This is a genomic window from Herbiconiux solani NBRC 106740 (assembly GCF_001571005.1).
GTDB classification, from domain to species: Bacteria; Actinomycetota; Actinomycetes; order Actinomycetales; family Microbacteriaceae; genus Herbiconiux; species Herbiconiux solani.
On the sequence record NZ_BCST01000011.1, the window covers coordinates 46411 to 71739 of the forward strand.

The following is a 25329-nucleotide window of genomic DNA, read 5'->3' on the forward strand; positions in this document are numbered from 1 at the left end:
GTGGCATCGGCCGGCGGCCTGCTGTCGCGGCTGCGCGAAGACGTGCGCACCGCGCGATTGCGCGACCCCGCCGCCCGGAGCTCGCTCGAGATCGTGCTCGCCTACCCCGGCGTGCACGCGGTCTGGTTCCACCGGGTCGCCCACCGCTGGTGGCGGGCGCCGGGGCTGAAGCTGCCGGCGCGGTTGCTGTCGCAGTACGCGCGCTTCCTCACCGGCGTCGAGATCCACCCCGGCGCACGGATCGGCCGGCGCCTGTTCATCGATCACGGCATGGGCGTCGTGATCGGTGAGACCGCGGTGATCGGCGACGACGTCATGCTGTACCACGGCGTGACCCTGGGCGGGAAGAGCGTGCGCCGCGAGAAGCGGCATCCGACGCTCGGCGACCGGGTGACGGTCGGCGCGAACGCGACGATCCTCGGTCCGGTGACTGTGGGCTCGGACAGCAGTGTCGGCGCGGGCGCGGTGGTGGTGCGGGATGCGCCGGCCGGCTCGATCCTCGTCGGAATCCCAGCCCGCGACCTCGCGCACCGGGGCGGGGGCGCCGAATCGCTGAGCGACCCCGCCTTCTACCTCGATCCGGCGATCTACATCTGAGCGGTTCCGCCGTCGCGCCTACGTGATCCCCCGGCCCCCGTGCGGGAGGGGGCGCGTCATGGCACAGTGAACGGATGCGCTGCATCACCTATGCCGGAGGAACGCTCATAACGACCGACGACGTCGCCGAGCGGCTCATCGATCTCACCGCCGCACTGGCCGACCGGGGCAAGGCCCAGGCCGTCGAGATCCCGATCGTGCCCGAGGCGGGTGGCGGGCCGAGTACCGCCGAACTCGTGATCGGCGTCGGCAACGACGTGCTCTCGGTGCCGGAGGACTGGGACGGCGAGGAGCCCGACTTCTCGGAGGCCGCAGGCGAGCTGGAGCGGCTGCTGCAGCGGCAGACTCCGGTGGCGAGGGCCGTCGTCATCCCCGACGACGACTCGGGCGAGCTGTACACCGAGGACTACCCGGTCCAGTAGCGGGCCGGTCCAGTAGCAGGAGGGTTCGCGCGATGGAGCACGAGGCACGGCAGCAGGGTCCGGATGCGGAGCACACCCGCCCCGAGGGCGTCGACGACGCGACGGTGGCGGCGCTCGGCAAGCTCTCCGAGGTGCTCGAGGTGGTGGAGCAGGCCCGCGGCTTCCTCTACGGCTTCCACCGTCTGACGGGGAAGGCCGATCTCGCCCTGGGCGAGGCCGTGGATGCGCTGCGGGAAGCCGGTCACACCGAGCGGGCCGACGAGATCGAGCGCGACCTGATCGGGCGGAACGTGCTCGAGGGGCGCTGGACGTTCCAGCTCGTCGAGGAGTTCGACGACGGGTACTACGACGCCTTCAAGGCCGCGGAGAAGTCGGCTCGGGACGAGCTCGCCGGTGGCAGGCGGCACCTCTTCGAAGCGGAGATGAAGGAGGATCGGCGGACGCCGGGCCGGAGGCACCACGAAGCGGTGCCCCCGGCGCCGTAACGGCGTGACGCCGTGACGCTGTAACGACCGGCGGCCGTCAGGGTCCGGCTGCGGCCGTCGATCCGCGGAGCGGTCTACTCCTCGTAGCCGAAGTTGTCGTGCAGCACCTCGGCGTCGTCGTCGAAGACCGGGTCGATCGCGATCTCGTCGGTGACCTCGGGGTCGGCGTCGATGTCCGAGGTCTCGTCCAGGTCGACGTCCTGGTCGAGGTCGGCGTTCTGCAGCTCCTGGTCGGAGAGCGAGAACTCCTTGGTCTCGTCGGGCTCGTTGATGCGCTCGTTCAGGTCGGCCATTGCTGCTCCTTGAGGTGGTGGGGACGCCCGGTCATGCGGCGTCCGAGTCGTGTGAGACAACCGTAGGCACGAATCGGGCACGCTGTCGACAGACCGTTGTCGAAGCCCCTACCGGCGCGGCGCGTGCGGGGGTCAACTGGAGAATGACCTCCTTGTGGCGAGCAGGCCGGGCGCCGTTCCCGGGCACACCCTTCGAACCGGGACGGGCCTACGACGACGTGGTCGTCGGCGCCGGCCTCACCGGGCTGACCACCGCCCTCCTCCTGGCCGAGGCGGGCCGCCGGGTGGTGGTGCTCGAGGCAAGGGACATCGGAGCCCTCGCCTCCGGCAACACGACCGGCAAGCTCTCGCTGCTGCAGGGCAGCCGGCTCTCGACGATCCGGAAGCACCATTCCCGCCGCATCCTTCGCGCCTACGTCGATATGAACCGCGACGGGCAGGACTGGCTGCTGGAGTTCTGCGAGCGCGCCGGCGTGCCCGTCGAGCGGCGCACCGCGTACAGCTACGCCCAGCATCCGGATGCGGCCGACACCGTCGACTCCGAGTATCACGCGGCCCGCGAGGCAGGGCTCCCCGTGTCGCTGGTCGACGGCGACGCGCTCGACCTGCCCTTCCCGTTCGCGTTCGGGGTGGCGCTGCCGGACCAGGCCCAGTTCGACTCGATGGACGTGCTCGACGCCCTCGCCGGGGCGTTCGTCGCAGCCGGAGGCGTCATCCACACCGGCGCCCGGGTCGTCGGGGTGCGGGCCTCCGACCCGGCCGTCGTGCGGGTCGAGGGCGATGCGGCCACGGGCTCGGTCGGGGGAGCGGTCACCGGCCGGTCGGTCGTGCTCGCCACCGGGACGCCGATCCTCGACCGCGGCCTCTACTTCGCCAAGCTGCACGGGATGCGCAGCTACGCCACCTCCTTCGTCGTGCCCGGCGAGGAGGCCGACTCCCTCCCGCTCGGCATGTTCCTCTCGATCGGCGACCCGGATTCCGGCGGCCCGGCCGCGTCGCGGTCGGTGAGGTCGGCACCGCACGAGGAGGGCGGGGTGCAGCTCGTGATCGGCGGCAACGGCCACGAGGTGGGCCGGCCCGGGTCGATGAGCGAGGAGGAGCGGGTCGAGGATCTCGTCGCGTGGACGGGCCGGTTCTGGCCGGGCGCCCGGCTGACCCACTCCTGGTCGGCCCAGGACTACGAGTCGCACAACCTGATCCCCTTCGTCGGCGCTCTGCCCCGTGGTCGGGGGCGCGTCTACATCGCCACGGGCTACGCCAAGTGGGGGCTGACGAACGGCGTCGCGGCGGCGCTCCGCCTGCGCTCCGAGATCCTCGGCGAGCCGCGGTCGGAGCGGGCCGGCTGGCACCAGGTGCTCGGCACCCGGCTCACCAAGCCGGCCGACATCGGGCGCGGCGCGAGCGCCGGTGCGGCCGTGGGCCTCGAGGCCGCCAAGGGCTGGCTGGGAGCCGAGCGCCGCCCGGTGCCCGTGCCGCGCCCGGCCGAGGGCGAGGGCGTGGTGGCGAACACGAAGGGCCGGCCCGTCGGCATCTCGACGGTCGACGGCGTGACCTGTGCGGTCAGCGCGGTCTGCCCGCACCTCGGCGGCGTGCTGGAGTGGAACGACGCGGAGCGCTCCTGGGACTGCCCGCTGCACTCCTCGCGGTTCGCCGCCGACGGCACGCGGCTCGAGGGCCCGGCGGTCGAGGACCTTCCGGTGCTGCCCCGGGTGCGCGCGCGGCACGGGGCGCGCTGAGGGGGAGCCGGATATGTGCGCGGCACGGAGCGCGCTGAGGGTGCCCCGGATGGGCGTTCGACGCGGCGTCGCGGCGGTGTCCGGGCTGCGGTCCAGGCGGGGCCGGTAGCATTCGGGCATGACGCTCGTGGGGCCGGAGTCGCTGATCCGTCAGACGCGCGCGGGCGCGGTGCGCGGATCCCGTGAGGACGGCGTGCTCAGCTGGAAGGGCGTGCCGTTCGCCGCGCCGCCCGTCGGGGAGCGGCGGTTCCGCCGGCCCGCCCCGCCCGAACCCTGGCCGGAGCTGCGCGACGCGACCCGGTTCGGCCCGATGGCACCTCAGCGGGTGCTGCGCTCGATGGAGGTCGTGCCCGGCGTCGGCATCGACGAGGACTGCCTCACGCTCAACATCTGGGCGCCCCCGGGCGACGAGCCGAAGCCGGTGATGGTCTGGATCCACGGCGGCGGCTACTTCCAGGGATCGACCGCGCAGCGGTACTACGACGGGCGGGCCCTCGTCGCGAACGGCGACGTGATCGTGGTCAGCGTCAACTACCGGCTGGGCGTGCTGGGGTTCGTCGACTTCTCGAGCCTCGACGACTCGGACTCGGACTCGGACGAGGATGCTGACGCCGGCGATCGTCTCGACGCCGCCCACCTCGACCACGCCGACCGCCTCGACGATGCCGAACCGGACGGGCAGCGTGCGAACGCCGGCGCCAGCTTCTCCCACGGCTTCGACTCGAACCTCGGCCTCCGCGACCAGATCGCCGCCCTCGAGTGGGTGCGCGAGAACATCGCGGTCTTCGGCGGCGACCCCGATGACGTGACGCTCTTCGGCGAGTCCGCGGGCGGCGCCTGCGTGATCGCGCTGATGGCCTCCCCGCTCGCCGAGGGACTGTTCCACCGCGCGATCGCCCAGAGCGCACCCGTGACCAGCATCTACGGCCGGCACCGGGCGAAGGCGGTCGCCCGGCGCTTCCTCGAGATCGTCGGCATCGACCCGGGCGAGGCGCACCGGCTGCGCGACCTCGACGCCTTCGACCTGGTCGACGCGGGGGCCGAGCTCATCCACGAGGTCTCCTCGGGCACCCCGGGCACGCTCGCGATGGCGCCGATGCAGGGCGACGACGTGCTGCCGGAGTACCCGCTCACGGTCATCCGCGAGGGGCGCGCCCCGCGCATCCCGCTGATCATCGGCACCAACCGCGACGAGTCGTCGTTCTTCAAGCTCATGCGCTCGCCGCTGCTGCCCATCACGGGCGAGTCGGTCGAGCAGATGTTCGCCGAGATCGCCGCCGACCGCCCCGAGTTCGCCGACGCGGGCCAGCGCATCACGAGCGCCTACCCGGCCTACCCACGCCGTCGGACTCCCGCCGAGGTCTCGCGCGACGCGGGGTTCCGGATGCCGTCGATCTGGCTCGCCGAGGCCCACAGCCGCTTCGCGCCGACCTGGATGTACCGCTTCGACCACGCCACCCCGCTCCTCCGCGTCACCGGCATCGGAGCCACGCACGCCGCCGAGCTGGCCTACGTCTTCGGGTCGTTCGCGCCGCGCGGCAAGGACATCGTGTTCGGGCTCGGCGGCCGTGCCGAGGCCCAGCGCGTCTCCGAGCGCCTGCAGTCGCGCTGGCTGGCGTTCGCGCACGGCGGCGACCCCGACACGACGGTCCAGGATGCGCCGGGCTGGCCACGCTACGACGAGACGCTCCGCAGCACCCTCATCATCGACCGGGACGACACGATCGTCGACGACCCGGACGCCGAGATCCGGGAGGCCTGGGGGCCCGAGGTGCTCGCCTTCCGCTGAGCTGTCCGCCCGGGCCCGACCACGTCCCGTCCGCGTGATAGGAATTGAGCATGGTCGCCGAGCAGTTCGTCACGCCGTTCTGGATCGACCTCGCCGCGACCGCGCTCGGCAGCGTGCAGGGCGCCATGTTCGCCGCCCAGTTCAAGGACAAGCGCCTCGACCTGCTCGGCGTCGGCGTGATCGGGGTCGTCGCGGGCTTCGGCGGCGGTGTGATCCGCGACCTGCTGCTCAACCAGGTGCCGATCGCGCTCGAGACGAACTGGTTCATCCCGATCGCCATCGTCGCGGCCCTGCTCGGCATGCTGCTCGAGCGGCTCTTCACCCGGCTCAACGTCGTCATCACGATCCTCGACGCGCTGAGCCTCGGGCTCTTCGCGGCCATCGGCACGAGCAAGGCGCTGTCGGTCGGGCTGCCGGTGGTGCCGGCGATCTTCGTGGGCCTGGTCGCCGCGGTCGGGGGCGGCATGCTGCGCGACATCCTGCTCGGGATGCCCATCGGCGTCATGCACGTCGGCTCGCTCTACGCGGTCGCCGCGGGCGCCGGGTCGACCGTGCTGGTGGTGATGGTCGCGCTCGGCGGCGACGTGACGATCGCGGGCATCGGCTGCGTGATCGTGACCACTGCGATCCGTCTGCTCGCCGTACGCTACGGCTGGAGTCTCCCCGAGCAGCGCACGATCAGCACGCTCCGGCGACTGCGGCGGCAGCGCACCGCGCGCACCGGCGACAACGGCTTTTGAACGTTTCGCGGCACCTCTCCGTTGACCCCAGATGAGGCCGACGGGCGCCCTCGAGCCGCTGGGCCGCCTCACACGAGGTGCATCGACGGCTCTGGGGAATCTGCCAGGCCTGATCCATACGTTCGACATCAGCTGACCGTCTCCACGGTCTCGTCCCCTCGAGATCCGCCCCAGACAGGGAGTCCCCATGAACACTCGTCAGAAGAAGTTCGCCCTCGCCACGATGACCGGCGTCTCGATCTCGGTGGCCCTCGCCGGCTGCTCCACCGGCACCACCACGGCCGACGCGGGAGCGGGCGCTGCCGCTCCCGGCACCGCGGCCTCGACCCCCACCGCGGGCGGCTCGACCGGCTCGGGCGGCTCGACCGGTTCTGCGCCGGCGGCCGGCGGAAGCGCCTCGGGCGCGAGCACCTACGCCGACGGCACCTACGAGGCCACCGGCGGTTACACCTCGCCGAACGGCAAGGAGGAGATCGACGTCTCGATCACCCTCGCCGGCGACGTCATCACGGCCGTGACGGTCACCCCCGAGGCGACCAACCCCAACTCCGTCAACTACCAGACCCAGTTCGCCGACGGCATCTCCTCGGTCGTCGTCGGCAAGGACATCGACGAGATCGACGTCTCGCGCGTCGCCGGTTCGAGCCTCACCAGCGGCGGCTTCAACGCGGCCGTCGAGACCATCAAGGGCGACGCCGCCGCGTGACGGCGGGTAGCGCCATGACCGTGCAGGAGCGCGGGCCGGGCTCGGGGACCGGGCCAGCGGTGCCCCCGCCGTCAGCGCCCGGGTCGTCGGAGCCCGGGTCGGTGGCCTCCGGTTCGACCGCGGGCGGGCCGGCGGTGCTCGAGTTCGAGGCGATCGGCACCCACTGGCAGATCGAGACGCCCGAACCACTCGGGCTCGAGGTGCGCGGAGCCGTCTCGGCCCGCATCGCCGACTTCGACCGGGCCTACTCCCGCTTCCGCGACGACTCGGTGGTGGCAGCGGCCGCCCGCGGCGCGGGGCGCTACGAGTTCCCGCCCGACGCCGTGCCGCTCTTCGAGCTCTACGACCGGCTCTTCGCCGCGACCGGCGGTGCGGTCGACCCCCTCGTCGGGCGCGAGCTCGAACTGCTCGGCTACGACCGCGAGTACACCTTGGTTCCGGTGCCCGCCGCCGACCGGGCCGGTGAGGATGCGCTGCCCCGCGCATCCTGGACCGTCGACGTCGAGCGCGACGGCCCCGCGATCACCACCCGGCGCCCGCTGGTGATCGACGTCGGGGCGGCCGGCAAAGGCTACCTCGTCGATCTCGTGGCCGCGGTGCTGCGCGAGCACGGGGTCAGCTCGTTCGTGGTCGACGCCAGCGGCGACCTCGTGCACGCGGGGCCCGTGGGAGGCGAGCCGATCCGCATCGGCCTCGAGCATCCGTCGCAGCCCGGTACCGCGATCGGCGTGGCCCGGCTCCAGGATGCGTCGCTCTGCGCCTCGGCCGTCAACCGGCGGGCCTGGGGCGAGGGCCTCCACCACGTCCTCGACGCGCGCACGGGGCAGCCGGCCCGCAGCGTCGTCGCCACCTGGGTCGTCGCCCGGACCACGGCACTCGCCGACGGCCTCGCGACCGCCCTGTTCTTCACGAGCGCCCACGAGCTCGCGAAGAGCTTCCACTTCAGCTGTGTCCGCATGTACGCCGACGGGCGAGCCGAGATCTCGCGCGACTTCCCAGGAGAGCTCTTCACATGAGATCACGCATCGACACCCTCATCGGGCGCGTCACGATGTACAACCTGCTGATCATCGTGCTCGCGGTGATCGCCGTCGTCGCGGTCATCGCGAGCGTCGCCGGTCAGCTGTTCTACACCCCGGCCGCGCTGGCGCTGAGCCTCGTCGTCGCCGTGCTGGCGACGGTGGGGTCGAGCTGGCTCGCGGCATGGATCTTCCGCACCCGGGCGCACCTGCCGTCGGCGGTGATCTCGGGGCTGCTGATCTTCTTCGTCTTCCTGCCGAGCGCGACGCTGCCGGGGCTCGGGTTCATCGCGCTCGCCGGAGTCATCGCCTCGGCGTCGAAGTACGTGCTCGCGATCCGCGGCCGGCACGTGCTGAACCCGGTCGCCGTGGCGGCGGTCGTGCTCTCGGTTACGGCCCTCTACCCGTCGGGCTGGTGGGTGGCGACGCCGGTGCTGCTGCCCTTCGTCGCCGTGGGCGCGCTGCTCGTGCTCTACCGCACCCGCAAGCTGGCGATGGGCCTGGTCTTCGTGGTGGTCGCCGCCGGTGTCGTGATCGTGCGCGTCACCGCGGGCGGGCTTGAGCTCGGGGAGTCGGTGCAGCTGGCGTTCGCCTCGTTCCCGATCGTCTTCCTCGCCGGCTTCATGCTGAGCGAGCCGCTCACCCTCCCGCCCCGGCGGCTGCAGCAGCTGCTGGTCGCGGCGGTCGTCGCGGTGCTGTTCGCGATCCCGTTCCAGCTCGGGCCGATCTACTCCAGCCCCGAGATCGCGCTCGTCATCGGCAACATCGTGGCCTTCGCCTTCGGGCAGCGCCGCAGCATCCGGATGCGCTACCTCGGCGTCCGCGACCTCACGCCGACGGCCGTCGCCTTCGACTTCGAGCCGGCCTCGCCCGTGCGCTTCCGGCCCGGGCAGTACCTCGAGCTCGGGCTGCCGCACGGCCGGAGCGACTCGCGGGGTTCCCGCCGCGCCTTCAGCATCGCCTCCGCACCCGGGGCCGACGTCCTGAGCCTCGGGGTGAAGCTCTCGCAGCCCTCGAGCTCGTTCAAGCGGGCGCTCGTGGCGCTCGAGCCGGGCGCGACCGTGCGCGCGACCTGGGTCGGCGGCGACTTCCTCCTGCCGGCCGATCCGGCCACCCCCGTCATCCTCGCGGCGGGCGGCATCGGCATCACCCCCTTCATCAGCCAGCTCCAGTCCGCGGCCCGCGTCCCGGCCGCGGCCGGTGCCCGCGGTGGTCACGGCGCCGGCAGCGCTGGCGGCCGCGCGCCCGTTGGCGGCGCCAGCAGCCGCGGGTCCGGTGGCAGCGCCGGCAGCCGCGACACCGGCGGCAGCGCCGACAGCGGGGGGACCGGCGGCAGCGCTGGCTCGGGGGCGATCCGGGATGCGGTTCTCGTGTATTCGGTCTCGTCGGCCGACGAGCTCGCGTACCTCCCCGAGCTCGTGGCGTCGGGCATCCGGGTGCTCGTGACCGCCCCGCAGCCGCCCGCCGACCTGCCGCCGAATTGGCGCTACCTCGGTGCCGGACGCCTCAGCCCCGACGTGCTCGCGGGGGCCGTCCCCGACCTCTCCTCGCGCCGCGGCTACGTCTCCGGCCCGCCCGGCTACGTCGACCACGTCTCGACGGTCCTCCGTCGTGCGGGCGCCCACAGCATCCGCACCGACCAGTTCGCGGGCTACTAGCCCCACCCCGTGAGGCGAACCGTCACAAACCGCCCTAAACAGGGGCGGGAAGGGCGGTTTGTGACGGCTCGCGGACGCGGGAGGGGCTCGCATCCCAGCCACCCCACCTCACCCGTGGGGCGAACCGTCACTAAATGCCCGAAACGTGGGCGGGAAGGGCGGTTTGTGACGGCTTGCGAATGTGGGGAATCCGCATCCCACCCACCCCATCGCTGGGGCGAGCCGTCAGAAATCGCCCTAAACGGGGGCGGGAGGGGCGGTTTGTGACGGGTCGCGGGTTGGGCGGTTTGTGACGGGTCGCCGGACGAGGGGGCGGGCGGGTCGCGGGACGAGGGCGGGGCGGGCGGGACGGGTCAGCGGATGGTGGCGTAGGCGTCTAGGGCCGCTCGACGCGACTCCTTGAGGTCGACGAGGGGCTCGGGGTAGGCGTCGGTGCCGTACTCGGGCACGTAGCGGCGGATGTACTCCGCGTGCGGATCGAACTTCGACGCCTGCAACTCCGGGTTGAAGACCCGGAAGTACGGCGCCGCATCCGGCCCCGACCCCGCGACCCACTGCCAGTTCAGGGCGTTCGAGGCGGGGTCGGCGTCGACCAGCGTGTCCCAGAACCAGGCCTCGCCCACCCGCCAGTCGACAAGCAGGTTCTTGATCAGGAACGACGCCACGACCATCCGCACCCGGTTGTGCATCACGCCCGTCTGCCAGAGCTCGCGCATCCCGGCGTCGACGAGGGGGATGCCCGTGCGCCCCTGCTCCCAGCGCTCGAGTTCGTCGTCGTCCGGCGTGCGCCACGGGAACCGGTCGAACTCCGACCGCATGTTCTCAGTCGTGATCGAGGGCAGGTGGAAGAGCAGGTGGTACGCGAACTCGCGCCAGATCAGCTGCCGGATGTAGGCGCTCGCGCCGGCGGCGTCTCCCGGATGCTGCGCCCGGTGCGCGTCGACGGCATGCCACAGCTCGAAGGGGCTGAGCTCACCGAAACGCAGGTGGGGGGAGAGCCGGGAGGTGGCGTCCTCGGCCGGGAAGTCCTGCTCGTCGGGGTAGGCGCCGATGCCGTCCTCGAGGAAAGTGGCGAGCTGACGGTGGGCCGCAGCAGACCCCGGCTCCCAGCGCTCGCGCAGCCCACCCGCCCAGTCCGGGTGGGTCGGCAGGAGGCCCCACGACCCGAGCTCGTCGCTCGCGACCCGACGGTGATGGAGCCCCGCGTCGGGAGCCGGCAGCGGATGCCGCGGCTCGGGCCGCGAGGTCATCGCACGCCAGAACGGGGTGAAGACCTTGTACCAGCCGCCCTGCCCGGTCAGCACCGTCCACGGCTCGGCGAGCAACGCGGCCTGGAAGCTCTCGACCGTGCGGCCCTCCTCGCGGAGCGATGTCTTCAGGGCCGTGTCGATCCGGCGCTCGGCCTCGCCGTACCGCCGGTTCCAGAACACGGCCGACGCATCCACCTCCTCGGCCACCGCGTGCACGACCGTCTCGGCCGGGCCGCGACGCAGGGTCAGCGTGAGGCCGATCGTCTTCAGCTCCTCCTCGAGCGCCTCCAGGCTGCCGTGCAGCCACCAGCGCGAGGCGCCGCCGAGCGGCCGGATGCCCTCGCTCTCGTCGTCGAGCACGTAGAGGCAGACGATCGGGTCACCCCTCAGTGCGGCCTCGTGCAGGGCGGGGTTGTCGTGGATGCGCAGGTCGTCGCGAAACCAGACGAGGGTGGTGCGGGTTCCGGTCGCGCTGTCAGTCACTGTGTCAGTCACGGTGTCAGTCAATCACGGTGGCGCCGCGCGTCACCGGCCCGAGATGCCCGCTCTCAGCTTGTCGCAGAGCCGCGCGAGGTCGTCGAGCTCGTCGGGGGAGAGGTGCCCGGACATGTGCGCCGTGATCGAGGCCGCGTGCACGACCGCGGCCTCGCGGTAGACGGCCACGCCGTGGTCGGTGAGGCGCACCAGCGTGCCCCGGCCGTCGTTCGGGTCGTCGGCCTTCTCGATGATGCCCCGGGCGACGAGCCGGTCTACCAGCCGGCTGATGCTCGGCTGGGTGAGCAGCACCTTCTCGCCCAGGTCGCGGATGCGGAGCACCTTGCCGGGCTGCACGAAGAGGTTGAACATCACGTCGTACTCGTTGAACGACACGATGTCGGTCGGGAACTCGGCGGCCAGCTCCCGCATCACGCTGACCTGCGCGCGGAAGAGCGATTCCCACGCGGCGACGGGTGAGACCTCCGGGGCCATGCTGCTCCTGACTGGGGACAAGAAAGGTGAAGATCATCATGACACGATCCGGCGACGCCGAAGCCGACGCCGACGCCGATGCCGGAGCCGCCGCGGCAGCCGCCGCCGGCTCAGGCGCCGAAGACCCTCACCCCGCCGAGCCAGGTCGACTCCACCCTCAGCCCAGGCAGCTCGGCGGCCTCGACGGCCGAGGGGTCGCCCGAGAGCACGACCAGGTCGGCCAGCTTGCCCACCTCCAGGCTCCCGACCTCGTGATCGCTGAACAGCTGCCAGGCGGCGTCGAGGGTCTGGGCGCGGAGGGCTTCGTCGAAGGTGATGCCGTCGGCACCCGGCATCCGTCGCCCGCTGCGGGTCGTGCGGGTCATCGCGACCGCCATGTTGCGGAGCGGTTCGGCCGGGGTGACCGTGCCGTCGTTGTGCAGCGAGATGCGGAGCCCGGCATCCAGCGCCGCCCGCGCGTTCGCCCAGGGGCCGCCGTGCTCGGGCCCGAACAGCTCGTCGACCAGCACGTCGCCCCAGTAGTAGACGTGGTCGATCAGCAGGCTGACGGTGACGCCGAGCCGGGCCGCGCGCTCGAACTGCGCGGGGGTCATGGTGCCGACGTGCTCCATCCTCAGCCGGTGGTCGTCGCGCGGATGCCGCTCGAGCAGCGCCTCCCAGGCGTCGAGCACGCGGTCGATCGCGAGGTCGCCGTGCACGTGGCAGGCCAGCTGCCAGCCGTCGGGGAAGTACTGCTCGACCACCGCATCCAGCTGGTCACGGCTGTAGTTCGCCGAACCGCGGGAGCCGGGCTCGACACCGATAGACCGGGTGCCCTCGGTGTCGAGGTAGGGGAAGGAGATCAGGATGTTGCCGACCCACGGCGATCCGTCGGCCCAGGTCTTGATCCCCACCTGCCGCACCAGCCCGTCGCCGTTCGCGACCGGCACGCTCGCCGTCCGGCCCGGGCCGGACATCTCGTACAGCCGGAGCCGTGCCGACAAGCCTCCGGCCGCGCGGGCCGCGTCGACCGCGGGCTGCTTCGCGGCGTCCCAGCTGAGGTCGCCGACGGTGGTGAGGCCGACCGCGTTCAGGCCGCGGAGGTAGTCGGCGAGCATGGCGGGAAGCTCCTTGGCCGCCGGCCCGAGCGTCGGCCCGAGCATCGCGAAGACGGTGCCGACCTCGAAGCCCTTGCCGGTCAGGCGGCCCTCGGCATCCTTCTCCCAGTGCGAGCCCACGGGATCGGGGGAGTCGTCGTCGATGCCGGCCCGGGCCGCGGCGGCGGAGTTGAAGTAGACGACGTGGCCCGAGTTGTGCAGGATCACGACCGGCGTCGCACCGCCGATCTCGTCCAGCTGCTCGAGCGTGGGGTCGTCGAGGCCCTTCTGCAGCAGGCCGTCCCAGCCGTTGAAGGCGACGCCCTCCGGATGCGCGGCCACGCCGGCGCGGAGGGCGGCCCGCACCTCGTCCGCCGTCTCGAGCGTGACCGGCCTGATGTCGATCATGACGTGGCTGAGCACGATCGCGCTGTCGGTGGGATGCCCGTGGGCCTCGACGAAGCCGGGCAGCAGGGCGCGCTCGCCGAGCTCGATGACCTCGAGGGCGGGGTCGTCGGCAGATGATCCCGACCCTCCGCCCGCAGCTGGCGTCGCATCCGCATCCGCACCCGCTCGCGCGCCGCTCACGGCGGCGCGCACGCTCGCCTCGTCGCCGACCGCGACGATCCGCCCATCCCGCACGAGCAGCGCCTCCGCCCGCGGAGCGGCCGCGTCGACGGTGATGATCGTCCCCAGGAAAAGCGTCTCGCTGCCCACCTGCTCACCGTACCCGATCGCATTTAGTGAGAATTAATCTGTTATATTAAAGCGAGGATTCCCCAGGAGAGATGGATACTCATGACCTTGCACACCCTCGTAAATAGGCGCGCTTTCCTAGCAGGCCTTCTTTCTGCCGCCATGGGGTTGGGCCTCTTCTCTGGAACTCAAACGGCTGAAGCGCGCGTCACCTCGGTGGCTAACGACGACTCGTTCACATTTCTCACGGGTCTCGTAGGACGCGTGCCATCCCCCGGGATCCTCGCGAATGACAGCGGGGTCGAAGGGCTGGCCGGTCTGCGAATCGTCGATCGACCCCGTGCAGGGGTGCTCTCCGGAGGCCCCGGCGCAGGACTAGGCGGGTTTACGTACACGCCGAACGACGCTCGATATGTGGGGGATGACTCTTTCACATACTGCATGTTCGATATCAGTGATTGCGTGACAAACACGGCCACCGTGCGCATCAAGTACGTCCGCCCATTGGCTGTTCCAGACCGTTACGCGACCCCAGCCGGGGTCCCGCTTTCCGTTCCCGCACCCGGTCCCGTAGGAAATGATCAAGATCCGTCGCTAGGCTGGGCCGCGACGACCAGTCCAGCCCACGGAACGTTGAGCGTCCTGCCGACTGCGCTGAATGGGTTCGTGTATACCCCTTCGCCGGGATACGTGGGCGAGGATCGCTTCGCTTACTGCATCTCGCTCGCACAGGGGTCGAAAGCTGATTGCGTGTCTGACGATTCGACAGTGACAATCAGAGTCGGGGGGCCGGCGGTGACACGGATCGCCGGAATGGATCGGTATGAGGGGGCCGCGCTCGTGGCTCGGCAGACGCATCCCGGGACTTCGGTGCCGATGTTCGTCGCGTCGGGGGAGAACTTCGCGGATGCGCTGAGTGCTGGGCCTGCCGCTGTGAAAGCCGGGGCTCCGCTTCTGCTCGCGAGACGGGATGAACTGCCTGCGGCGACGGCCTCGGAGATCATGCGGCTTCAGCCTCAGCAGATCACTGTCGTGGGCGGGCCGGCAACGATCTCCGAAAGCGTCTTGGGGCAGATCCGTAATCTGGTGCCTACGACGACGATGGTTACCCGGGTCTCCGGGATCGACCGTTACGAGGTCAGCCGCAATCTTGCGCAGCGGGTGTTCGGCTCCGCGACGCACGGGTATGTGGCGACGGGCACGAACTTCCCTGATGCGCTTTCCGCTGGCGCGGCTGCCGGGGGGAAGGGCGAGCCACTCGTGCTCGTGGACGGGTCACAGGGCGCGGCGGACGCCGCGACGCTCGAGACGTTCCGATCGCTCAGGACGATGTCGAACACCGTCGTTGGTGGCGGTGGTTCTGTATCGGCCGGAGTGGAGGGCTCGCTGAATGCGGTGGGATCCGTGAACCGACTTGCCGGAGTGGATCGGTACGGGACCTCGATCGCCGTCAATCAGGCGACGTTCACCCGGACCCTCTCGACGGTCTATCTCGCGACCGGCTTGAACTACCCGGACGCGTTAGTCGGAAGTGTGATCGCCGGCCGGACCCAGTCTCCGTTGTACGTTGTGCCTGGCACGTGCGCACCTCAACCGGTGTTGGACGAGATCGCGCGGCTGGGGGCGACGAGCGTGGTCTTGCTGGGCGGAACTGCATCCCTCAGCCCGGCGGTCGCCGACCTGGTGCCGTGTCCCTGAGCGAAGGCTCAATCGAATCAAGGGCTGCGAGTCCAGGTTAAATGATTGAGGGCCCGTCGTAGAGGCTAACGACGGGCCCTCTCCCTTGCACCAAGAGTGTCCTGCAATCACATTCCGCGGAACCTGCCACAGCAAACAACTTCCGCTCTTCGAATATATAACGGAGAGGTAACGGTGCGCTAGTTACCGAATCGTTATTTTCCTGGGAAATAGCTGGAGGCCCTCAACGGGGGGGGCGGTGCGGCGCCGCAGGGTCAGCCGAGGCCGCAGCTCTGGCTGACGGCCTCGCCGCACATGACCCCGAGCGCCACCCACTGGATGCCGAGGATCGCCCAGACGAGGAAGCCGAGGATCGGGTTGCCGATCACGAGGATCCACCCGAAGGTCAGTAGCGTCGCTTGGGCCCGCTGGGCCGAGGAGCCGGGTGCGACGAAGCGCCGGGCGGCCCAGCCGCGACGGTAGGCGGTCAGGTGGATGATCAGGCACGCCAGCGCCACGATCCAGAGCGGGCCGGTGACGACCGCGTAGTAGCCGATCGTCGCCCCGACCCCGTCGAGCGCTGCCAGCGTCGCGCGTGGCCCGCCGGGTTCGACCCAGATCGAGACGGGCCACACGACGGTGATGGCTGCGAAGGCCACTCCCAGGACGACCGAGATCACCAGCAGCCAGAGCCCGCCCGTGCGCACGGGCGGCCAGACCGAGGAGACGACCGACCGCGCGGCGGCCGGAGCCCAGCCCGTCGACCTCAGCTCGGCGGCGACCTTCTCCGGGTCGGCCTCCGAGGAGGCCCGCCATTGCACGTACCGCTGAGCCTCGTCCACGTGCCCACCCTAGCGACAGGTGTGGTGAAGCGGCCGGGGAATCAGGGCCGCCGCGAGCCCGAGCCACGGGCTCGGGGCGGCAGCCGCGAACTCAGAACAGGTCGGGCGACGGGGTGCTCGTGTGCCGCACCGCGACATCCGCGTGCCGGTCGAACCGGTAGCCGACGCCGCGCACGGTGCGCACGATGTCCTCGTAGTCACCGAGCTTCGAGCGCAGCCGGCGCACGTGCACGTCGATGGTGCGCTCGTTCGGCACCTCGTCGTCACCCGCGCTCCAGAGCGACGAGATCAACTCGGCGCGCTCGATCGTGCGGCCCTCGCGGAGCACGAGGTACTGCAGCAACTCGAACTCCTTGTAGGTGAGGTTGGCGGCGTTGTTGTCCAGCAGCACGCGCTTCCGCGAGAGGTCGACGACCACGCCGTCGCGGGCGCGGTCGGCCGCATCCGGAACCTGGCGGTGCTTGGCGAGGGCGGCCGGATCCTGCAGCGCGAGCCGCACGACCTCGACGTCGCTGCCCCCGACACCCTGGGGGGCGAGGGCGACGGCGGCGTAGGTCTCGGAGGAGGGGGCGAGCTCGGCGGCCAGGGCCTTCAGGGCCTCGACGATCCGGCCGAGGTCGGTGCCGTCGGCCGCGGCCTTGACCTCGTCGATGCCGACGTAGAGCACGAAGCCGCGAGCTTCTGCCCCTTCGGGGACGGCACGGATGCGCGGGGCGGCCGCGGCGGACGAGCCGGCGACAGAGACCGCGGAAGCAGAGGCGGAAGAAGCGGCGGCGGCCGACACAGCCGCCACAGCCGACACGGCGGTGGCGCCGACGGCGCTGATCGGGGTGATGTGGGCGGGACGGGTCTGGAGAGGGGCGATCGACATGGGGGAGTTGTCCTTGCGGAAGCGGCTCGTGTTCGACGAACCGGGATGTGCGTGCTGTTCTCGGGATCCGGATACGGATCCGCAGGGAGCATCCGGAAGATCTCCGGATACGGGAGCACCGCGCTCTTCGTAGCTGGCGGGCGGATGGCCTTCAGTGGCTACGGGCGAGGGTGCTCGGCGAGTGAATTCTCGTCAGGCACACATTCGACAACACATGACGACGCTGCCGGCCATCATCATGCCGGCATCCCCAGGGGCCTCAAAGGAGGTCAGGGTGTGCACGTTGTCAGTCATGTGCAGAATTCAACCGGATGCAGGACCCCGATGTCAAGGAATCTGCGCGACTGTCAAGGAATCTGCGCGACGGACCGGCCGAAGAGTCCTCCATCCGTCTGATCCGCCGCCCCCGGAGCGGGGAGTAGCGTGAAATCCATGCCTCACGATTCCGACACGACCACCGTCACGGGCCGTGCTCGCTGGCAGGCCTTCGCCGTCTGCGTCGGGGTCGCCGCGCTCACGATCCTCGACCTGTCCAAGGTCAACGTCGGCCTGCCGTCGATCGAGCGCTCGCTCGGCGCCGACTCGACCGCGCTGCAGATCATCGTGGCCGGGTACGCCCTCGCCTTCGGTCTCGCGCTCGTGCCCTCGGGCCGGCTCGGCGATCTCTACTCGCGGCGGGTGATGTTCATCGTCGGCCTCAGCGGGTTCACGGTGGCGAGCGCTCTCTGCGCGATCGCGCCGAACATCCAGATCCTTCTGATCGCCCGCATCCTTCAAGGTGTCGCCGCCGGCGTGCAGATGCCCCAGGTGCTGGGCCTCGTGCAACAGCTGTTCCAGGGCGAGGAGCGGGGGCGGGCCTTCGGCCTCTTCGGCGCGACCATCGGGGTCGCGACGGCCTTCGGCCCGACGCTCGGCGGGCTGCTGATCGCGATCGGCGGGCCGACCGACGGCTGGCGCCTGCTGTTCTGGATGAACGTGCCGCTCGGCGTGATCGCCCTCCTGTTCGCGCTCCGGCTGATTCCCAAAGCCCAGCCGCATCCGCCGGGCCCGCGCAACCTCGACCTGATCGGCATCCTGCTGCTCGGCGCGAGCGTATTCACCTTCATGCTGCCGTTCGTGCTCACCACCGGAGGGCCGGACGACAATCCGCTGCGCTGGTTCTGGCTGGCCGGCACCGTCGTCGCGGTCGCACTGTTCATCGTCTGGGAGCGGCGCTACGAGGCGGCAGGCAAGTCGCCCGCCATCCACTTCGCGCTGTTCAAGCTGAGCTCGTACCGCAACGGGTTGCTGCTCGCCGCGGCGTACTTCGCCGCCATCCCGTCGGTGTTCCTGTTGACGACCCTGTTCCTGCAGGAGGGTCTGGGGTTCGAGCCGGTCTTCGCGGGCATGGTGAGCATCCCGTTCGCCCTGACCTCGGCCGTCTCGTCGCTGATCGGCGGGCGGCTGGTCACCCGGTACGGGCGATCGCTCGTGGTGCTCGGCCTGGTGATCGCCTTCGTCGGCTTCGTGCTGCTGCTCCTGGCCGCCGTGCTGCCGCCCGCGGAGGACGCGATCTGGTTCATGGCCGGTGCGATGGCGATCGCCGGGGCCGGCGGTGGCCTCGTGATCTCGCCCAACCAGACCCTGACCCTCGCCGAGATCCCGGTGACCGAGGGCGGCGTCGCCGGATCGATGGCGCAGGTCGGCCAGCGCGTCGGCACCGCCGTGGGTGTCGCGGCCGCCACCGCGATCTTCTTCTCGACCCTCTACCGCGAGGGGCCGGGCTCGACGGATGACGTGATGCTGTACCACGACGGGTTCCGCAACGGGTTCCTCGTGACGTTGGGCATCCTGCTCGTAGCGCTCGTGATCGGGTTGCTCGACCTCCGGCGGCGCAAGGTGCAGGCGAATTCGGACGGGTCGGTGGATGCGGACGGTACGGATGGTCCGGCCGGTGCAGGCGGCGCGGCCGGCTCGAACGGCCCGCAGGATTCGGCCGGCTCTGCTGGTGCTGCCGGCGCGGCGGGCTCGGGCGCGTGAGCACCGGCGCCGCCCCGCGCGCGACGCTGGACGGCTGGGTCCGCTCCCCGTTCGAGGCCCGCGGCATCCGTCACGACTGCTACGAGAAGGGCACAGGCCCCGGGGTCGTCCTGATCCCCGAGCTGCCCGGCATCACGCCGGAGGTGCTGGGGCTCGCCGAGCACCTGGTCGACGAGGGCTTCACGGTCGTCGTGCCCTCCCCGTTCGGCACCCCGGGCAAGGAGTCCTCGCCCGGCTACACGCTGCGGTCGGTGGCGAGGATCTGCGTGAGCTCGGAGTTCCGGGCCTTCGCGCTCGACACCCGGCGGCCTCTGACCGCCTTCCTCAGGGCGGTCGCGGCCGACCTCGCCTCCCGCACCCCGGGCCGGGGCGTCGGCGTGATCGGCATGTGCTTCACCGGGGGGTTCGCGCTCGCCGCCGCGGTCGAGGAGTCGGTGCTCGCCTCGGTCGTGAGCCAGCCGGCCGCCCCGTTCCCGCTCGGCGCGGCCCGGCGGTCGGACCCCGGGTTCTCGGAGGCCGAGATGGACGTGCTGGTCGAGCGCGCGGCTCAGCCGGCGGCACCGGACGGCTCCGGCGCGGGCTTCTGCGCCCTCGGGCTGCGCTTCTCGGAGGACGGCAACTCGCCGCGGCCCCGCTTCGACACCATCGCCGCCCGGCTCGGTGACGCCTTCGAGGTGATCGAACTCGACTCCTCGCCGGGCAACGCCGGCGGGTTCTCGGCCCACGCGCACTCGGTGCTGACCAGCGAGGTGCGGGACGTGCCGGGGCATCCCGCGCTCGCGGCCCGCGAGCGGGTCGTCGAGTTCCTCCGGCACCGGATCAGCTGACCGACCCTCAGGGCCGGAAGACCGCGCGCACGCAGCCGTCATCCTTCGTCTTGAACATCTCGTAACCCTTCGGCGCGTCCGCCAGCGGCATCACGTGCGTCGCGAGGTGGCCGGTCGGGATCTCGCCGGCGGCGATCCGCTCGAGCAGCATCGGGATGTAGCGGTGCCCGTGCTGCTGGGCCGACCGCAGGGTCAGCCCCTTGTTCATCACCGCGCCGAGTGGGAACTTGTCGACCAGACCGCCGAAGACGCCGAGCACGAAGACGCTACCGCCCTTCCGGGTGGCCATGATCGCCTCGCGCACCGCGGTCGGCCGGTCGGTCTCGAGCTTGAGCGCGGTCTTCACCCGGTCGTAGAGGTAGTCGGGGCGCTCGCTGTGCGCCTCCATCCCCACCGCCTCGATGCTCACGTCCGGTCCGCGGCCGCCGGTGCGCTCGCGCAGCTCGGCCATCACCTCGGTGTCGGAGTAGTCGAGGGTCTCGGCGCCGATGATCGAGCGGGCCTGCTCGAGGCGCTCGGGAAGCCGGTCGATCACGATGACCTTCTCGGCGCCGAGCAGCATGCTCGCCCGGGCGGCCATCTGGCCGACGCCGCCCGCGCCCCAGACGGCGACCACGTCGCCGGGCTTCACACCTCCGAGGTCGGCCCCCATCCATCCCGTCGGCACCGCGTCCGAGGCGAAGACGGCCTGCTCGTCCGTCACGCCGTCCGGAATCGGGAACGCGCCGGTGTCGATGTGCGGCACCCGCACGTACTCGGCGTGACTGCCCGCGAAGCCGCCGGTGATCTGGCTGTAGCCGAAGCATCCACCCGTCGAGGCGCCGAACAGCCCCTCGCCGAGCCCGGGGTGCGGGTTGGTGTTGTCGCAGAGCGAGGTGAGGCCGTTGACGCAATAGAAACACTGCCCGCAGCTCATGAACGAGCAGACGACGACGCGGTCGCCGACCTTGCGCTTCTCGACCCCAGACCCCACGGCGACGATCTCGCCCATGAACTCGTGACCGAGCACGTCGCCGGCGCGCATGCCAGGCACGTAGCCGCCCAGCAGGTGGAGGTCGGAGCCGCAGGAGGTCGAGAGCGTGACCTTGACGATGGCGTCGCGGGGCTCGAGGATCGTGGGCTCGTCGACGTCCTCGACCTGCAGCTTGTTGATTCCGGTCCAGCACAGGGCTTTCACAGCACTCCTTCTTCGGGGGAACGACGGGAGAGAGCGTCGACCACGAGCCCGGCCGGGGTCGCGGGGCGGTGGCCCTCGGGCTGCGGCTCGTTCGTGGCGAGCTCGCCGGCCTCGATCAGCTGTTTCGACTCGCGGAGCGCGCGCCGGATCATCCTGGCCAGGTCGTTCTGGTCGTCAGGATGCGAGGCGCCCGCGCGGGGCCGGGCCGCGAGCTCGGTGCCGCGATCGCCCGGGGCGGGTTCGAAGCGCACCTCGATCAGCTCGTCGAGGTCGGCGAGCGGGGTGGGCAGCCGGCCCTCCGGCGCGATCTGCTCGGGGTCGGCGGCGATGGTGACCACGCGCCAGCGGTCGGTCGATCCCTCGACCTGATCGTCTGGACCGGCGGAATCCTCCGACCCGCCCTGCCGGAGCCTGCGGGCGGCGACGGTTCCGGCGACCGCGGCCCCGGCAACGGCGGCGATCACGAACACGCTCTTCTTGCTCATGGGTCGACTCTGCGACGGTTCGTGCCGGTCGGCACGGGGGTTGACGATCCGGCCGGGGGAGCGTATTCCCGGCCGGCGTCAGGTCAGGTCAGGCCGGGCCCGGCTAGGCCGGGCCAGATCAGCTCAGACCGTGCCGTACAGCCGGTCGCCGGCGTCGCCGAGTCCGGGCACGATGTACCCCTTCTCGTTGAGGCGCTCGTCGAGCGCACCGAGCACCAGGGTCACGTCGCGGCCGTCGACCGCCTTCTCCAGGGCGGCGACCCCCTCGGGGGCGCCGAGCAGGCAGATCGCCGTGACATCCTGAGCCCCGCGCTTGAAGAGGAACTCGATCGCCGCCGAGAGCGAGCCGCCGGTGGCGAGCATCGGGTCGAGCACGAAGCACTGGCGGTCGGAGAGGTCGTCGGGCAGGCGCTCGGCGTAGGTGGTGGGCTCGAGGGTCTCCTCGTTGCGCACCATGCCGAGGAAGCCGACCTCGGCCGAGGGCACGAGCTTCACCATGCCGTCGAGCATCCCGAGCCCGGCGCGGAGGATCGGCACCACGAGCGGGCGCGGCTCGCTGATCGCCACACCGGTCGTCTCGGCGACCGGGGTCTGGATCGTGACGGGCTGCACCCGCACGTTGCGGGTCGCCTCGTAGGCTAGGAGGGTCACGAGCTCTTCCGTCAGCGCGCGGAAGGTCGGCGACGGGGTCGTGCGATCACGCAGAACCGTCAGCTTGTGGGTGATGAGCGGGTGATCGGCAACGTGAACTCGCATACGGTCAATCTACTGGACTCAGGAGGGCGGTTCATGGGGCCGATCCGACCGCTGCCGGCCGCATCCGTTCTCGACGAGTGGATGCGCGTCGCGCTCGCCGAGGCCCGCGCGGCCCTCGAGACCGGTGACGTGCCCGTCGGTGCGCTCGTGCTCGACGAGGGCGGCGCCGTGATCGGGGTCGGCCGGAACCGCCGCGAGGAGCGCCACGACCCGACCGCGCACGCGGAGGTCGTCGCGATCCGGGAGGCCGCGGCGGCGCTGGGGGACTGGCACCTGACCGGCGCGACGCTCGTCGTGACGCTCGAGCCGTGCGTGATGTGCGCCGGCGCGATCCTCGCGGCCCGTATCCCGCGCGTGGTCTTCGGGGCATGGGACGAGAAGGCGGGGGCCGCGGGGTCGGTCTACGACGTGCTGCGCGACCGGCGGCTGAACCACCGGGTGGAAGTCGTCGCGGGGGTGCGCGGCGAGGAGGCGGGGGAGTTGCTGACGGACTTCTTCCGAGATGCGGATCGGGACCAGGTCCAGGACCGGGACGCGGACCGCGAGCGTGACCGCAACCGCAACCGCAACCGCGACCGAGGCGGGGAGCGCGGGGCGCGCTAGCTCCCGTCGCTCTCCGTGATCCCGTCGAGGTACTCGACGAGCATCCGGCGCGAGGCCTCCTGCATCGCCTGGCCGTACCTCTCCCGATCGAGCCGGAGCGCGTCGGGGTCGTAGCCGGCCGCGGCGACGTAGGCCGCGTCGCCGATCAGCCACTCCTCGTGCATCGCATCCGTGAGCTCGGGATGGAACTGCACGGCGAGCAGCCAGCGCCCGATCCCGAACGCCTCGTTCTCGTAGGCGGCCGAGCTCGCGAGCAGCGTGGTGGCCGGCGGGAGGGTGAAGGTGTCGCCGTGCCACTCGGCGGCGGGGACGCCGGCGAAGTGCCGCACCGGCGAGGAGAGTCCGGCCCCCGTCGGCGTCACGCTGCGGTACCCGACCTCGACCTGGCCGCCGGGCCGCACGTCCTCGCCGAGCGCGGCGGCGATCGCCTGGGCGCCGAAGCAGACGCCCAGCGTGGGCTGCCGGCGGTCGATGCGGTCGCGGAGCGCCGCGAGCTCGACCGGGATGAAGGCGTGCTCCTCGTAGACGCCCGCGGTCGAGCCGAGCACGATCACGAGCTCGGCGTCGACGTTCTCCGCGAGCTGGGCGCCGAAGTCGGGCCCGCGGGCGTCGACGACCGTCATCTCCCAGCCCTGCTCCTCGAGCACGGGCCCGAAGTTGCCGAGACCGACCGGGGTCTCGTGACGGATGACGACCGCGCGTCGCCCCATCCGCTCTAGTCCGCGCTCTTGATGACGATCGCCGAGGTGTTCGTCTCGACGTCGATCGGCGGCAGGTAGACGTCGGGCTCGAGGTAGATCACGCGGGCGATCGGCACGGCGTCGCGGATCGCGATCTCGACCTCGTTGATCGTGTCGGCGACGTCGCGGAGGGCCGAGTCGGGCGCGAGCGCGATCTTGGCGCCGACGAGCAGCTCGTCCGGGCCGAGGTAGAGGGTCTTGATATGGATGAGGCGGTCGACCTTGGGGGTCGACTCGATGGCCGTGACGATCTTGTCGTGGTCGGCCTCCGTCGCACCCTCGCCGACGAGCAGGCTCTTGGTCTCGATGCCCAGGATGATCGCGACCAGCACGAGCAGCGAGCCGATGAACAGGGTGCCGATGCCGTCCCAGATGCCGTTGCCGGTGATCACCGAGAGGCCGACGCCCGCGAAGGCGAAGGCGAGGCCGGTGAGGGCCGCCGTGTCCTCCAACAGCACCACGGGCAGCTCGGGAGCCTTGGCGCGGCGGACGTACTGCACCCAGGTCTGCGTGCCGCGGGTGTGGTTGCTCTCCTTGATGGCGGTGCGGAGCGAGAAGCCCTCGAGCGCCATCGCGACGACCAGCACGCCGAGCGGGATCCACGGGTTGGCGATCTCCTCCGGATGGCCGAGCTTCTCGATGCCCTCGTAGATCGCGAAGACCCCACCGACCGAGAACAGGATGATCGAGACCACGAAGGCGTAGACGTAGCGCTCGCGGCCGTAGCCGAAGGGATGCTCCTTGTCGGCCTTCTTGCGCGACTTGCGACCACCGAGCAGGAGCAGCAGCTGGTTGCCGGAGTCGGCGAGCGAGTGCACGCCCTCGGCGAGCATGGACGACGAGCCGGAGATGAAGAACGCGATGAACTTGGCGATCGCGATCCCGACGTTGGCGAGCAAGGCCGCGATGATCGCCCGGGTGCCGCCTGATGTGCTCACGTCTGGTCCTCTTCCTGCGTCTTCCTGCGTTCGCCGCGCACCTGCGCCGTCCTGCCGCCAATCCTAGGATGGTGCGATGACCGATGCCGACCCCTCGACCACGCTGCCCTCGACTGCTGCATCCTCGACCACGCTGCCCTCGATCGCCCTGCTGGGCGCGGGATCGATGGGCCGTGCCATCCTGAGCGGCCTGCTCGCGCCGGGGGTGACCGTCGAAGGCGGCATCCGCGTCACCAACCGCAGTGCGGCCAAGGCGGCGGAGTTCGACGGCACCGAGGGGGTCGAGGCCTTCGCGACCGAGCAGGATCCCGAGGCGAACCGCCGCGCGGTGGCCGGCGCGGGCATCGTCCTGGTCGCGGTGAAGCCCGCGATGGTTCCGGAGCTGCTCGACGAGATCACCTCGGCGCTCGAGCCCGGCACCGTGGTGGTCAGCGTCGCGGCGGGGGTCACGGTGGCGACCTTCGAGGCGCACCTGCCGGCATCCGTCTCGGTGCTGCGCTCGATGCCGAACACGCCGGCCGTCGTGGGCAAGGCGGTGACCGGACTCTCGGCCGGCACGCGCTCGACCGACGAGGAGCTCGCCCTCGTGCGCTCGCTGTTCGAGACCGTGGGCACGGTCGTCGAGGTGCCCGAGGAGCAACTGGATGCGCTGAGCACGATCTCGGGGTCGGGCCCGGCCTACGTCTTCCTGCTGATCGAAGCGCTGACCGCGGCGGCCGTCGAGAAGGGCTTCACGCCCGAGCAGGCGGCCATCCTCGTGAACGGCACCTTCGCCGGAGCCTCGGAGCTGCTCGTCTCCTCGGGCCGCACCCCCACCGACCTCCGCATCGCGGTCACCAGCCCCAAGGGCACCACCGAGCGCGCGATCGCCGTCCTCCAGGCCGCCGACCTCCCGACCCTCTTCACCGCCGCCACCGACGCCGCCCTGGCCCGCGCCAAAGAACTGGCTGCCGGCTAG

25 protein-coding genes are annotated in these 25329 nt (G+C 71.2%); 14 read left to right on the forward strand and 11 right to left on the reverse strand.

Annotated features, from left to right (window positions below):
- The 3 genes from epsC (at position 1) to HSO01S_RS17020 (ending at position 1504) form a co-directional block, all read left to right on the forward strand.
- Positions 1 to 597 carry a serine O-acetyltransferase EpsC gene (gene epsC, locus HSO01S_RS17010; protein ID WP_066043563.1) on the forward strand — a complete coding sequence of 199 codons (597 nt, stop codon included), beginning with the start codon at positions 1 to 3 and terminating at the stop codon, positions 595 to 597.
- 74 nt (positions 598 to 671) lie between these two features.
- Positions 672 to 1019, forward strand: coding sequence for a hypothetical protein (locus HSO01S_RS17015; RefSeq protein ID WP_066043566.1), 348 nt, complete (start codon positions 672 to 674; stop codon positions 1017 to 1019).
- A gap of 32 nt (positions 1020 to 1051) precedes the next feature.
- Positions 1052 to 1504 (forward strand): hypothetical protein, encoded by a 453-nt coding sequence (locus tag HSO01S_RS17020; RefSeq protein WP_066043569.1) that lies wholly within the window; start codon positions 1052 to 1054, stop codon positions 1502 to 1504.
- Positions 1505 to 1578: 74 nt separating this feature from the next.
- Here the strand turns inward: HSO01S_RS17020 and HSO01S_RS17025 are convergent, their stop codons facing one another.
- Positions 1579 to 1797 (reverse strand): hypothetical protein, encoded by a 219-nt coding sequence (locus tag HSO01S_RS17025; RefSeq protein WP_066043572.1) that lies wholly within the window; start codon positions 1795 to 1797, stop codon positions 1579 to 1581.
- Between the two features lie 143 nt (positions 1798 to 1940).
- Between HSO01S_RS17025 and HSO01S_RS17030 the strand changes: the two genes are divergently transcribed.
- From HSO01S_RS17030 to HSO01S_RS17055, 6 genes are all read left to right on the forward strand, one after another.
- Positions 1941 to 3533 (forward strand): FAD-dependent oxidoreductase, encoded by a 1593-nt coding sequence (locus HSO01S_RS17030; protein ID WP_066043575.1) that lies wholly within the window; start codon positions 1941 to 1943, stop codon positions 3531 to 3533.
- A 118-nt stretch (positions 3534 to 3651) separates the two neighbouring features.
- A complete protein-coding gene (locus tag HSO01S_RS19155) occupies positions 3652 to 5322 on the forward strand; it encodes a carboxylesterase/lipase family protein (protein WP_066043577.1) in 1671 nt (556 codons plus the stop codon).
- Between the two features lie 50 nt (positions 5323 to 5372).
- Positions 5373 to 6062, forward strand: coding sequence for a trimeric intracellular cation channel family protein (locus HSO01S_RS17040; protein ID WP_066043579.1), 690 nt, complete (start codon positions 5373 to 5375; stop codon positions 6060 to 6062).
- A 187-nt stretch (positions 6063 to 6249) separates the two neighbouring features.
- A complete protein-coding gene (locus HSO01S_RS17045) occupies positions 6250 to 6768 on the forward strand; it encodes a lipase chaperone (protein ID WP_066043582.1) in 519 nt (172 codons plus the stop codon).
- Positions 6769 to 6782: 14 nt separating this feature from the next.
- Positions 6783 to 7784, forward strand: coding sequence for an FAD:protein FMN transferase (locus HSO01S_RS17050; protein WP_084361794.1), 1002 nt, complete (start codon positions 6783 to 6785; stop codon positions 7782 to 7784).
- Positions 7781 to 9445 (forward strand): ferredoxin--NADP reductase, encoded by a 1665-nt coding sequence (locus tag HSO01S_RS17055; RefSeq protein WP_066043584.1) that lies wholly within the window; start codon positions 7781 to 7783, stop codon positions 9443 to 9445. The genes HSO01S_RS17050 and HSO01S_RS17055 overlap by 4 nt, the downstream gene beginning before the upstream one ends.
- Before the next feature lie 353 nt (positions 9446 to 9798).
- On the opposite strand, the gene HSO01S_RS17060 is transcribed toward HSO01S_RS17055, so the two are convergent.
- The 3 genes from HSO01S_RS17060 to HSO01S_RS17070 form a co-directional block, all read right to left on the reverse strand.
- Complete coding sequence (locus tag HSO01S_RS17060; protein ID WP_245636049.1) at positions 9799 to 11190, reverse strand: cryptochrome/photolyase family protein; 1392 nt, start codon at positions 11188 to 11190, stop codon at positions 9799 to 9801.
- A gap of 30 nt (positions 11191 to 11220) precedes the next feature.
- On the reverse strand, positions 11221 to 11664 hold the full coding sequence (locus HSO01S_RS17065; protein ID WP_066043590.1) for a MarR family winged helix-turn-helix transcriptional regulator: 444 nt from the start codon (positions 11662 to 11664) through the stop codon (positions 11221 to 11223).
- Positions 11665 to 11774: 110 nt separating this feature from the next.
- A complete protein-coding gene (locus tag HSO01S_RS17070; RefSeq protein WP_066043593.1) occupies positions 11775 to 13457 on the reverse strand; it encodes an amidohydrolase in 1683 nt (560 codons plus the stop codon).
- 141 nt (positions 13458 to 13598) lie between these two features.
- Here HSO01S_RS17070 and HSO01S_RS19770 point away from each other — a divergent pair, with 141 nt between their 5' ends.
- Positions 13599 to 15134 (forward strand): cell wall-binding repeat-containing protein, encoded by a 1536-nt coding sequence (locus HSO01S_RS19770; RefSeq protein WP_505689205.1) that lies wholly within the window; start codon positions 13599 to 13601, stop codon positions 15132 to 15134.
- A gap of 254 nt (positions 15135 to 15388) precedes the next feature.
- Here HSO01S_RS19770 and HSO01S_RS17080 read toward each other — a convergent pair whose 3' ends face one another.
- Together HSO01S_RS17080 and HSO01S_RS17085 are read right to left on the reverse strand one after the other, a co-directional pair.
- Positions 15389 to 15955 carry a hypothetical protein gene (locus tag HSO01S_RS17080; RefSeq protein ID WP_066043599.1) on the reverse strand — a complete coding sequence of 189 codons (567 nt, stop codon included), beginning with the start codon at positions 15953 to 15955 and terminating at the stop codon, positions 15389 to 15391.
- A gap of 91 nt (positions 15956 to 16046) precedes the next feature.
- Positions 16047 to 16826 carry a winged helix-turn-helix domain-containing protein gene (locus tag HSO01S_RS17085; protein ID WP_084361796.1) on the reverse strand — a complete coding sequence of 260 codons (780 nt, stop codon included), beginning with the start codon at positions 16824 to 16826 and terminating at the stop codon, positions 16047 to 16049.
- A 432-nt stretch (positions 16827 to 17258) separates the two neighbouring features.
- Here HSO01S_RS17085 and HSO01S_RS17090 point away from each other — a divergent pair, with 432 nt between their 5' ends.
- Entirely contained in the window at positions 17259 to 18845 is a 1587-nt protein-coding gene (locus tag HSO01S_RS17090; protein ID WP_084361797.1) for an MFS transporter, read from the forward strand.
- The gene (locus HSO01S_RS17095) at positions 18842 to 19672 is read left to right on the forward strand and encodes a dienelactone hydrolase family protein (RefSeq protein ID WP_066043602.1); all 831 of its coding nucleotides are present in this window, start codon (positions 18842 to 18844) and stop codon (positions 19670 to 19672) included. The genes HSO01S_RS17090 and HSO01S_RS17095 overlap by 4 nt, the downstream gene beginning before the upstream one ends.
- 7 nt (positions 19673 to 19679) lie before the next feature.
- On the opposite strand, the gene HSO01S_RS17100 is transcribed toward HSO01S_RS17095, so the two are convergent.
- The 3 genes from HSO01S_RS17100 to upp all read right to left on the reverse strand — a co-directional run bounded on the left by HSO01S_RS17100 (position 19680) and on the right by upp (position 22090).
- Positions 19680 to 20849 (reverse strand): zinc-dependent alcohol dehydrogenase, encoded by a 1170-nt coding sequence (locus tag HSO01S_RS17100; RefSeq protein WP_066043606.1) that lies wholly within the window; start codon positions 20847 to 20849, stop codon positions 19680 to 19682.
- The gene (locus HSO01S_RS17105) at positions 20846 to 21334 is read right to left on the reverse strand and encodes an SRPBCC family protein (protein WP_066043609.1); all 489 of its coding nucleotides are present in this window, start codon (positions 21332 to 21334) and stop codon (positions 20846 to 20848) included. The genes HSO01S_RS17100 and HSO01S_RS17105 overlap by 4 nt, the downstream gene beginning before the upstream one ends.
- 123 nt (positions 21335 to 21457) lie before the next feature.
- Positions 21458 to 22090: a uracil phosphoribosyltransferase gene (gene upp / locus HSO01S_RS17110; protein ID WP_066043612.1), complete on the reverse strand. Its 633-nt coding sequence runs from the start codon at positions 22088 to 22090 to the stop codon at positions 21458 to 21460.
- Positions 22091 to 22171: 81 nt separating this feature from the next.
- Between upp and tadA the strand changes: the two genes are divergently transcribed.
- The gene (gene tadA, locus HSO01S_RS17115; RefSeq protein WP_084361801.1) at positions 22172 to 22693 is read left to right on the forward strand and encodes a tRNA adenosine(34) deaminase TadA; all 522 of its coding nucleotides are present in this window, start codon (positions 22172 to 22174) and stop codon (positions 22691 to 22693) included.
- Here the strand turns inward: tadA and HSO01S_RS17120 are convergent.
- Together HSO01S_RS17120 and HSO01S_RS17125 are read right to left on the reverse strand one after the other, a co-directional pair.
- On the reverse strand, positions 22690 to 23403 hold the full coding sequence (locus tag HSO01S_RS17120) for a glutamine amidotransferase-related protein (RefSeq protein ID WP_066043615.1): 714 nt from the start codon (positions 23401 to 23403) through the stop codon (positions 22690 to 22692). The genes tadA and HSO01S_RS17120 overlap by 4 nt on opposite strands.
- A gap of 5 nt (positions 23404 to 23408) precedes the next feature.
- Positions 23409 to 24371: a cation diffusion facilitator family transporter gene (locus HSO01S_RS17125; protein ID WP_066043619.1), complete on the reverse strand. Its 963-nt coding sequence runs from the start codon at positions 24369 to 24371 to the stop codon at positions 23409 to 23411.
- 76 nt (positions 24372 to 24447) lie between these two features.
- On the opposite strand from HSO01S_RS17125, the gene proC reads away from it, so the two are divergent.
- Positions 24448 to 25329 (forward strand): pyrroline-5-carboxylate reductase, encoded by an 882-nt coding sequence (proC, locus tag HSO01S_RS17130; RefSeq protein WP_066043622.1) that lies wholly within the window; start codon positions 24448 to 24450, stop codon positions 25327 to 25329.

Bases quoted from the DNA above. Each gene is read 5' to 3' on its own strand.
- HSO01S_RS17015 (WP_066043566.1), top strand. From the start codon at position 672: ATGCGCTGCATCACCTATGCCGGAGGAACGCTCATAACGACCGACGAC.
- HSO01S_RS17020 (WP_066043569.1), top strand. From the start codon at position 1,052: ATGGAGCACGAGGCACGGCAGCAGGGTCCGGATGCGGAGCACACCCGC.
- HSO01S_RS17025 (WP_066043572.1), bottom strand. From the start codon at position 1,797: ATGGCCGACCTGAACGAGCGCATCAACGAGCCCGACGAGACCAAGGAG.
- HSO01S_RS17030 (WP_066043575.1), top strand. From the start codon at position 1,941: ATGACCTCCTTGTGGCGAGCAGGCCGGGCGCCGTTCCCGGGCACACCC.
- HSO01S_RS19155 (WP_066043577.1), top strand. From the start codon at position 3,652: ATGACGCTCGTGGGGCCGGAGTCGCTGATCCGTCAGACGCGCGCGGGC.
- HSO01S_RS17040 (WP_066043579.1), top strand. From the start codon at position 5,373: ATGGTCGCCGAGCAGTTCGTCACGCCGTTCTGGATCGACCTCGCCGCG.
- HSO01S_RS17045 (WP_066043582.1), top strand. From the start codon at position 6,250: ATGAACACTCGTCAGAAGAAGTTCGCCCTCGCCACGATGACCGGCGTC.
- HSO01S_RS17050 (WP_084361794.1), top strand. From the start codon at position 6,783: ATGACCGTGCAGGAGCGCGGGCCGGGCTCGGGGACCGGGCCAGCGGTG.
- HSO01S_RS17055 (WP_066043584.1), top strand. From the start codon at position 7,781: ATGAGATCACGCATCGACACCCTCATCGGGCGCGTCACGATGTACAAC.
- HSO01S_RS17065 (WP_066043590.1), bottom strand. From the start codon at position 11,664: ATGGCCCCGGAGGTCTCACCCGTCGCCGCGTGGGAATCGCTCTTCCGC.
- HSO01S_RS19770 (WP_505689205.1), top strand. From the start codon at position 13,599: ATGGGGTTGGGCCTCTTCTCTGGAACTCAAACGGCTGAAGCGCGCGTC.
- HSO01S_RS17085 (WP_084361796.1), bottom strand. From the start codon at position 16,826: ATGTCGATCGCCCCTCTCCAGACCCGTCCCGCCCACATCACCCCGATC.
- HSO01S_RS17090 (WP_084361797.1), top strand. From the start codon at position 17,259: ATGCCTCACGATTCCGACACGACCACCGTCACGGGCCGTGCTCGCTGG.
- HSO01S_RS17105 (WP_066043609.1), bottom strand. From the start codon at position 21,334: ATGAGCAAGAAGAGCGTGTTCGTGATCGCCGCCGTTGCCGGGGCCGCG.
- upp (WP_066043612.1), bottom strand. From the start codon at position 22,090: ATGCGAGTTCACGTTGCCGATCACCCGCTCATCACCCACAAGCTGACG.
- tadA (WP_084361801.1), top strand. From the start codon at position 22,172: ATGCGCGTCGCGCTCGCCGAGGCCCGCGCGGCCCTCGAGACCGGTGAC.
- HSO01S_RS17120 (WP_066043615.1), bottom strand. From the start codon at position 23,403: ATGGGGCGACGCGCGGTCGTCATCCGTCACGAGACCCCGGTCGGTCTC.
- proC (WP_066043622.1), top strand. From the start codon at position 24,448: ATGACCGATGCCGACCCCTCGACCACGCTGCCCTCGACTGCTGCATCC.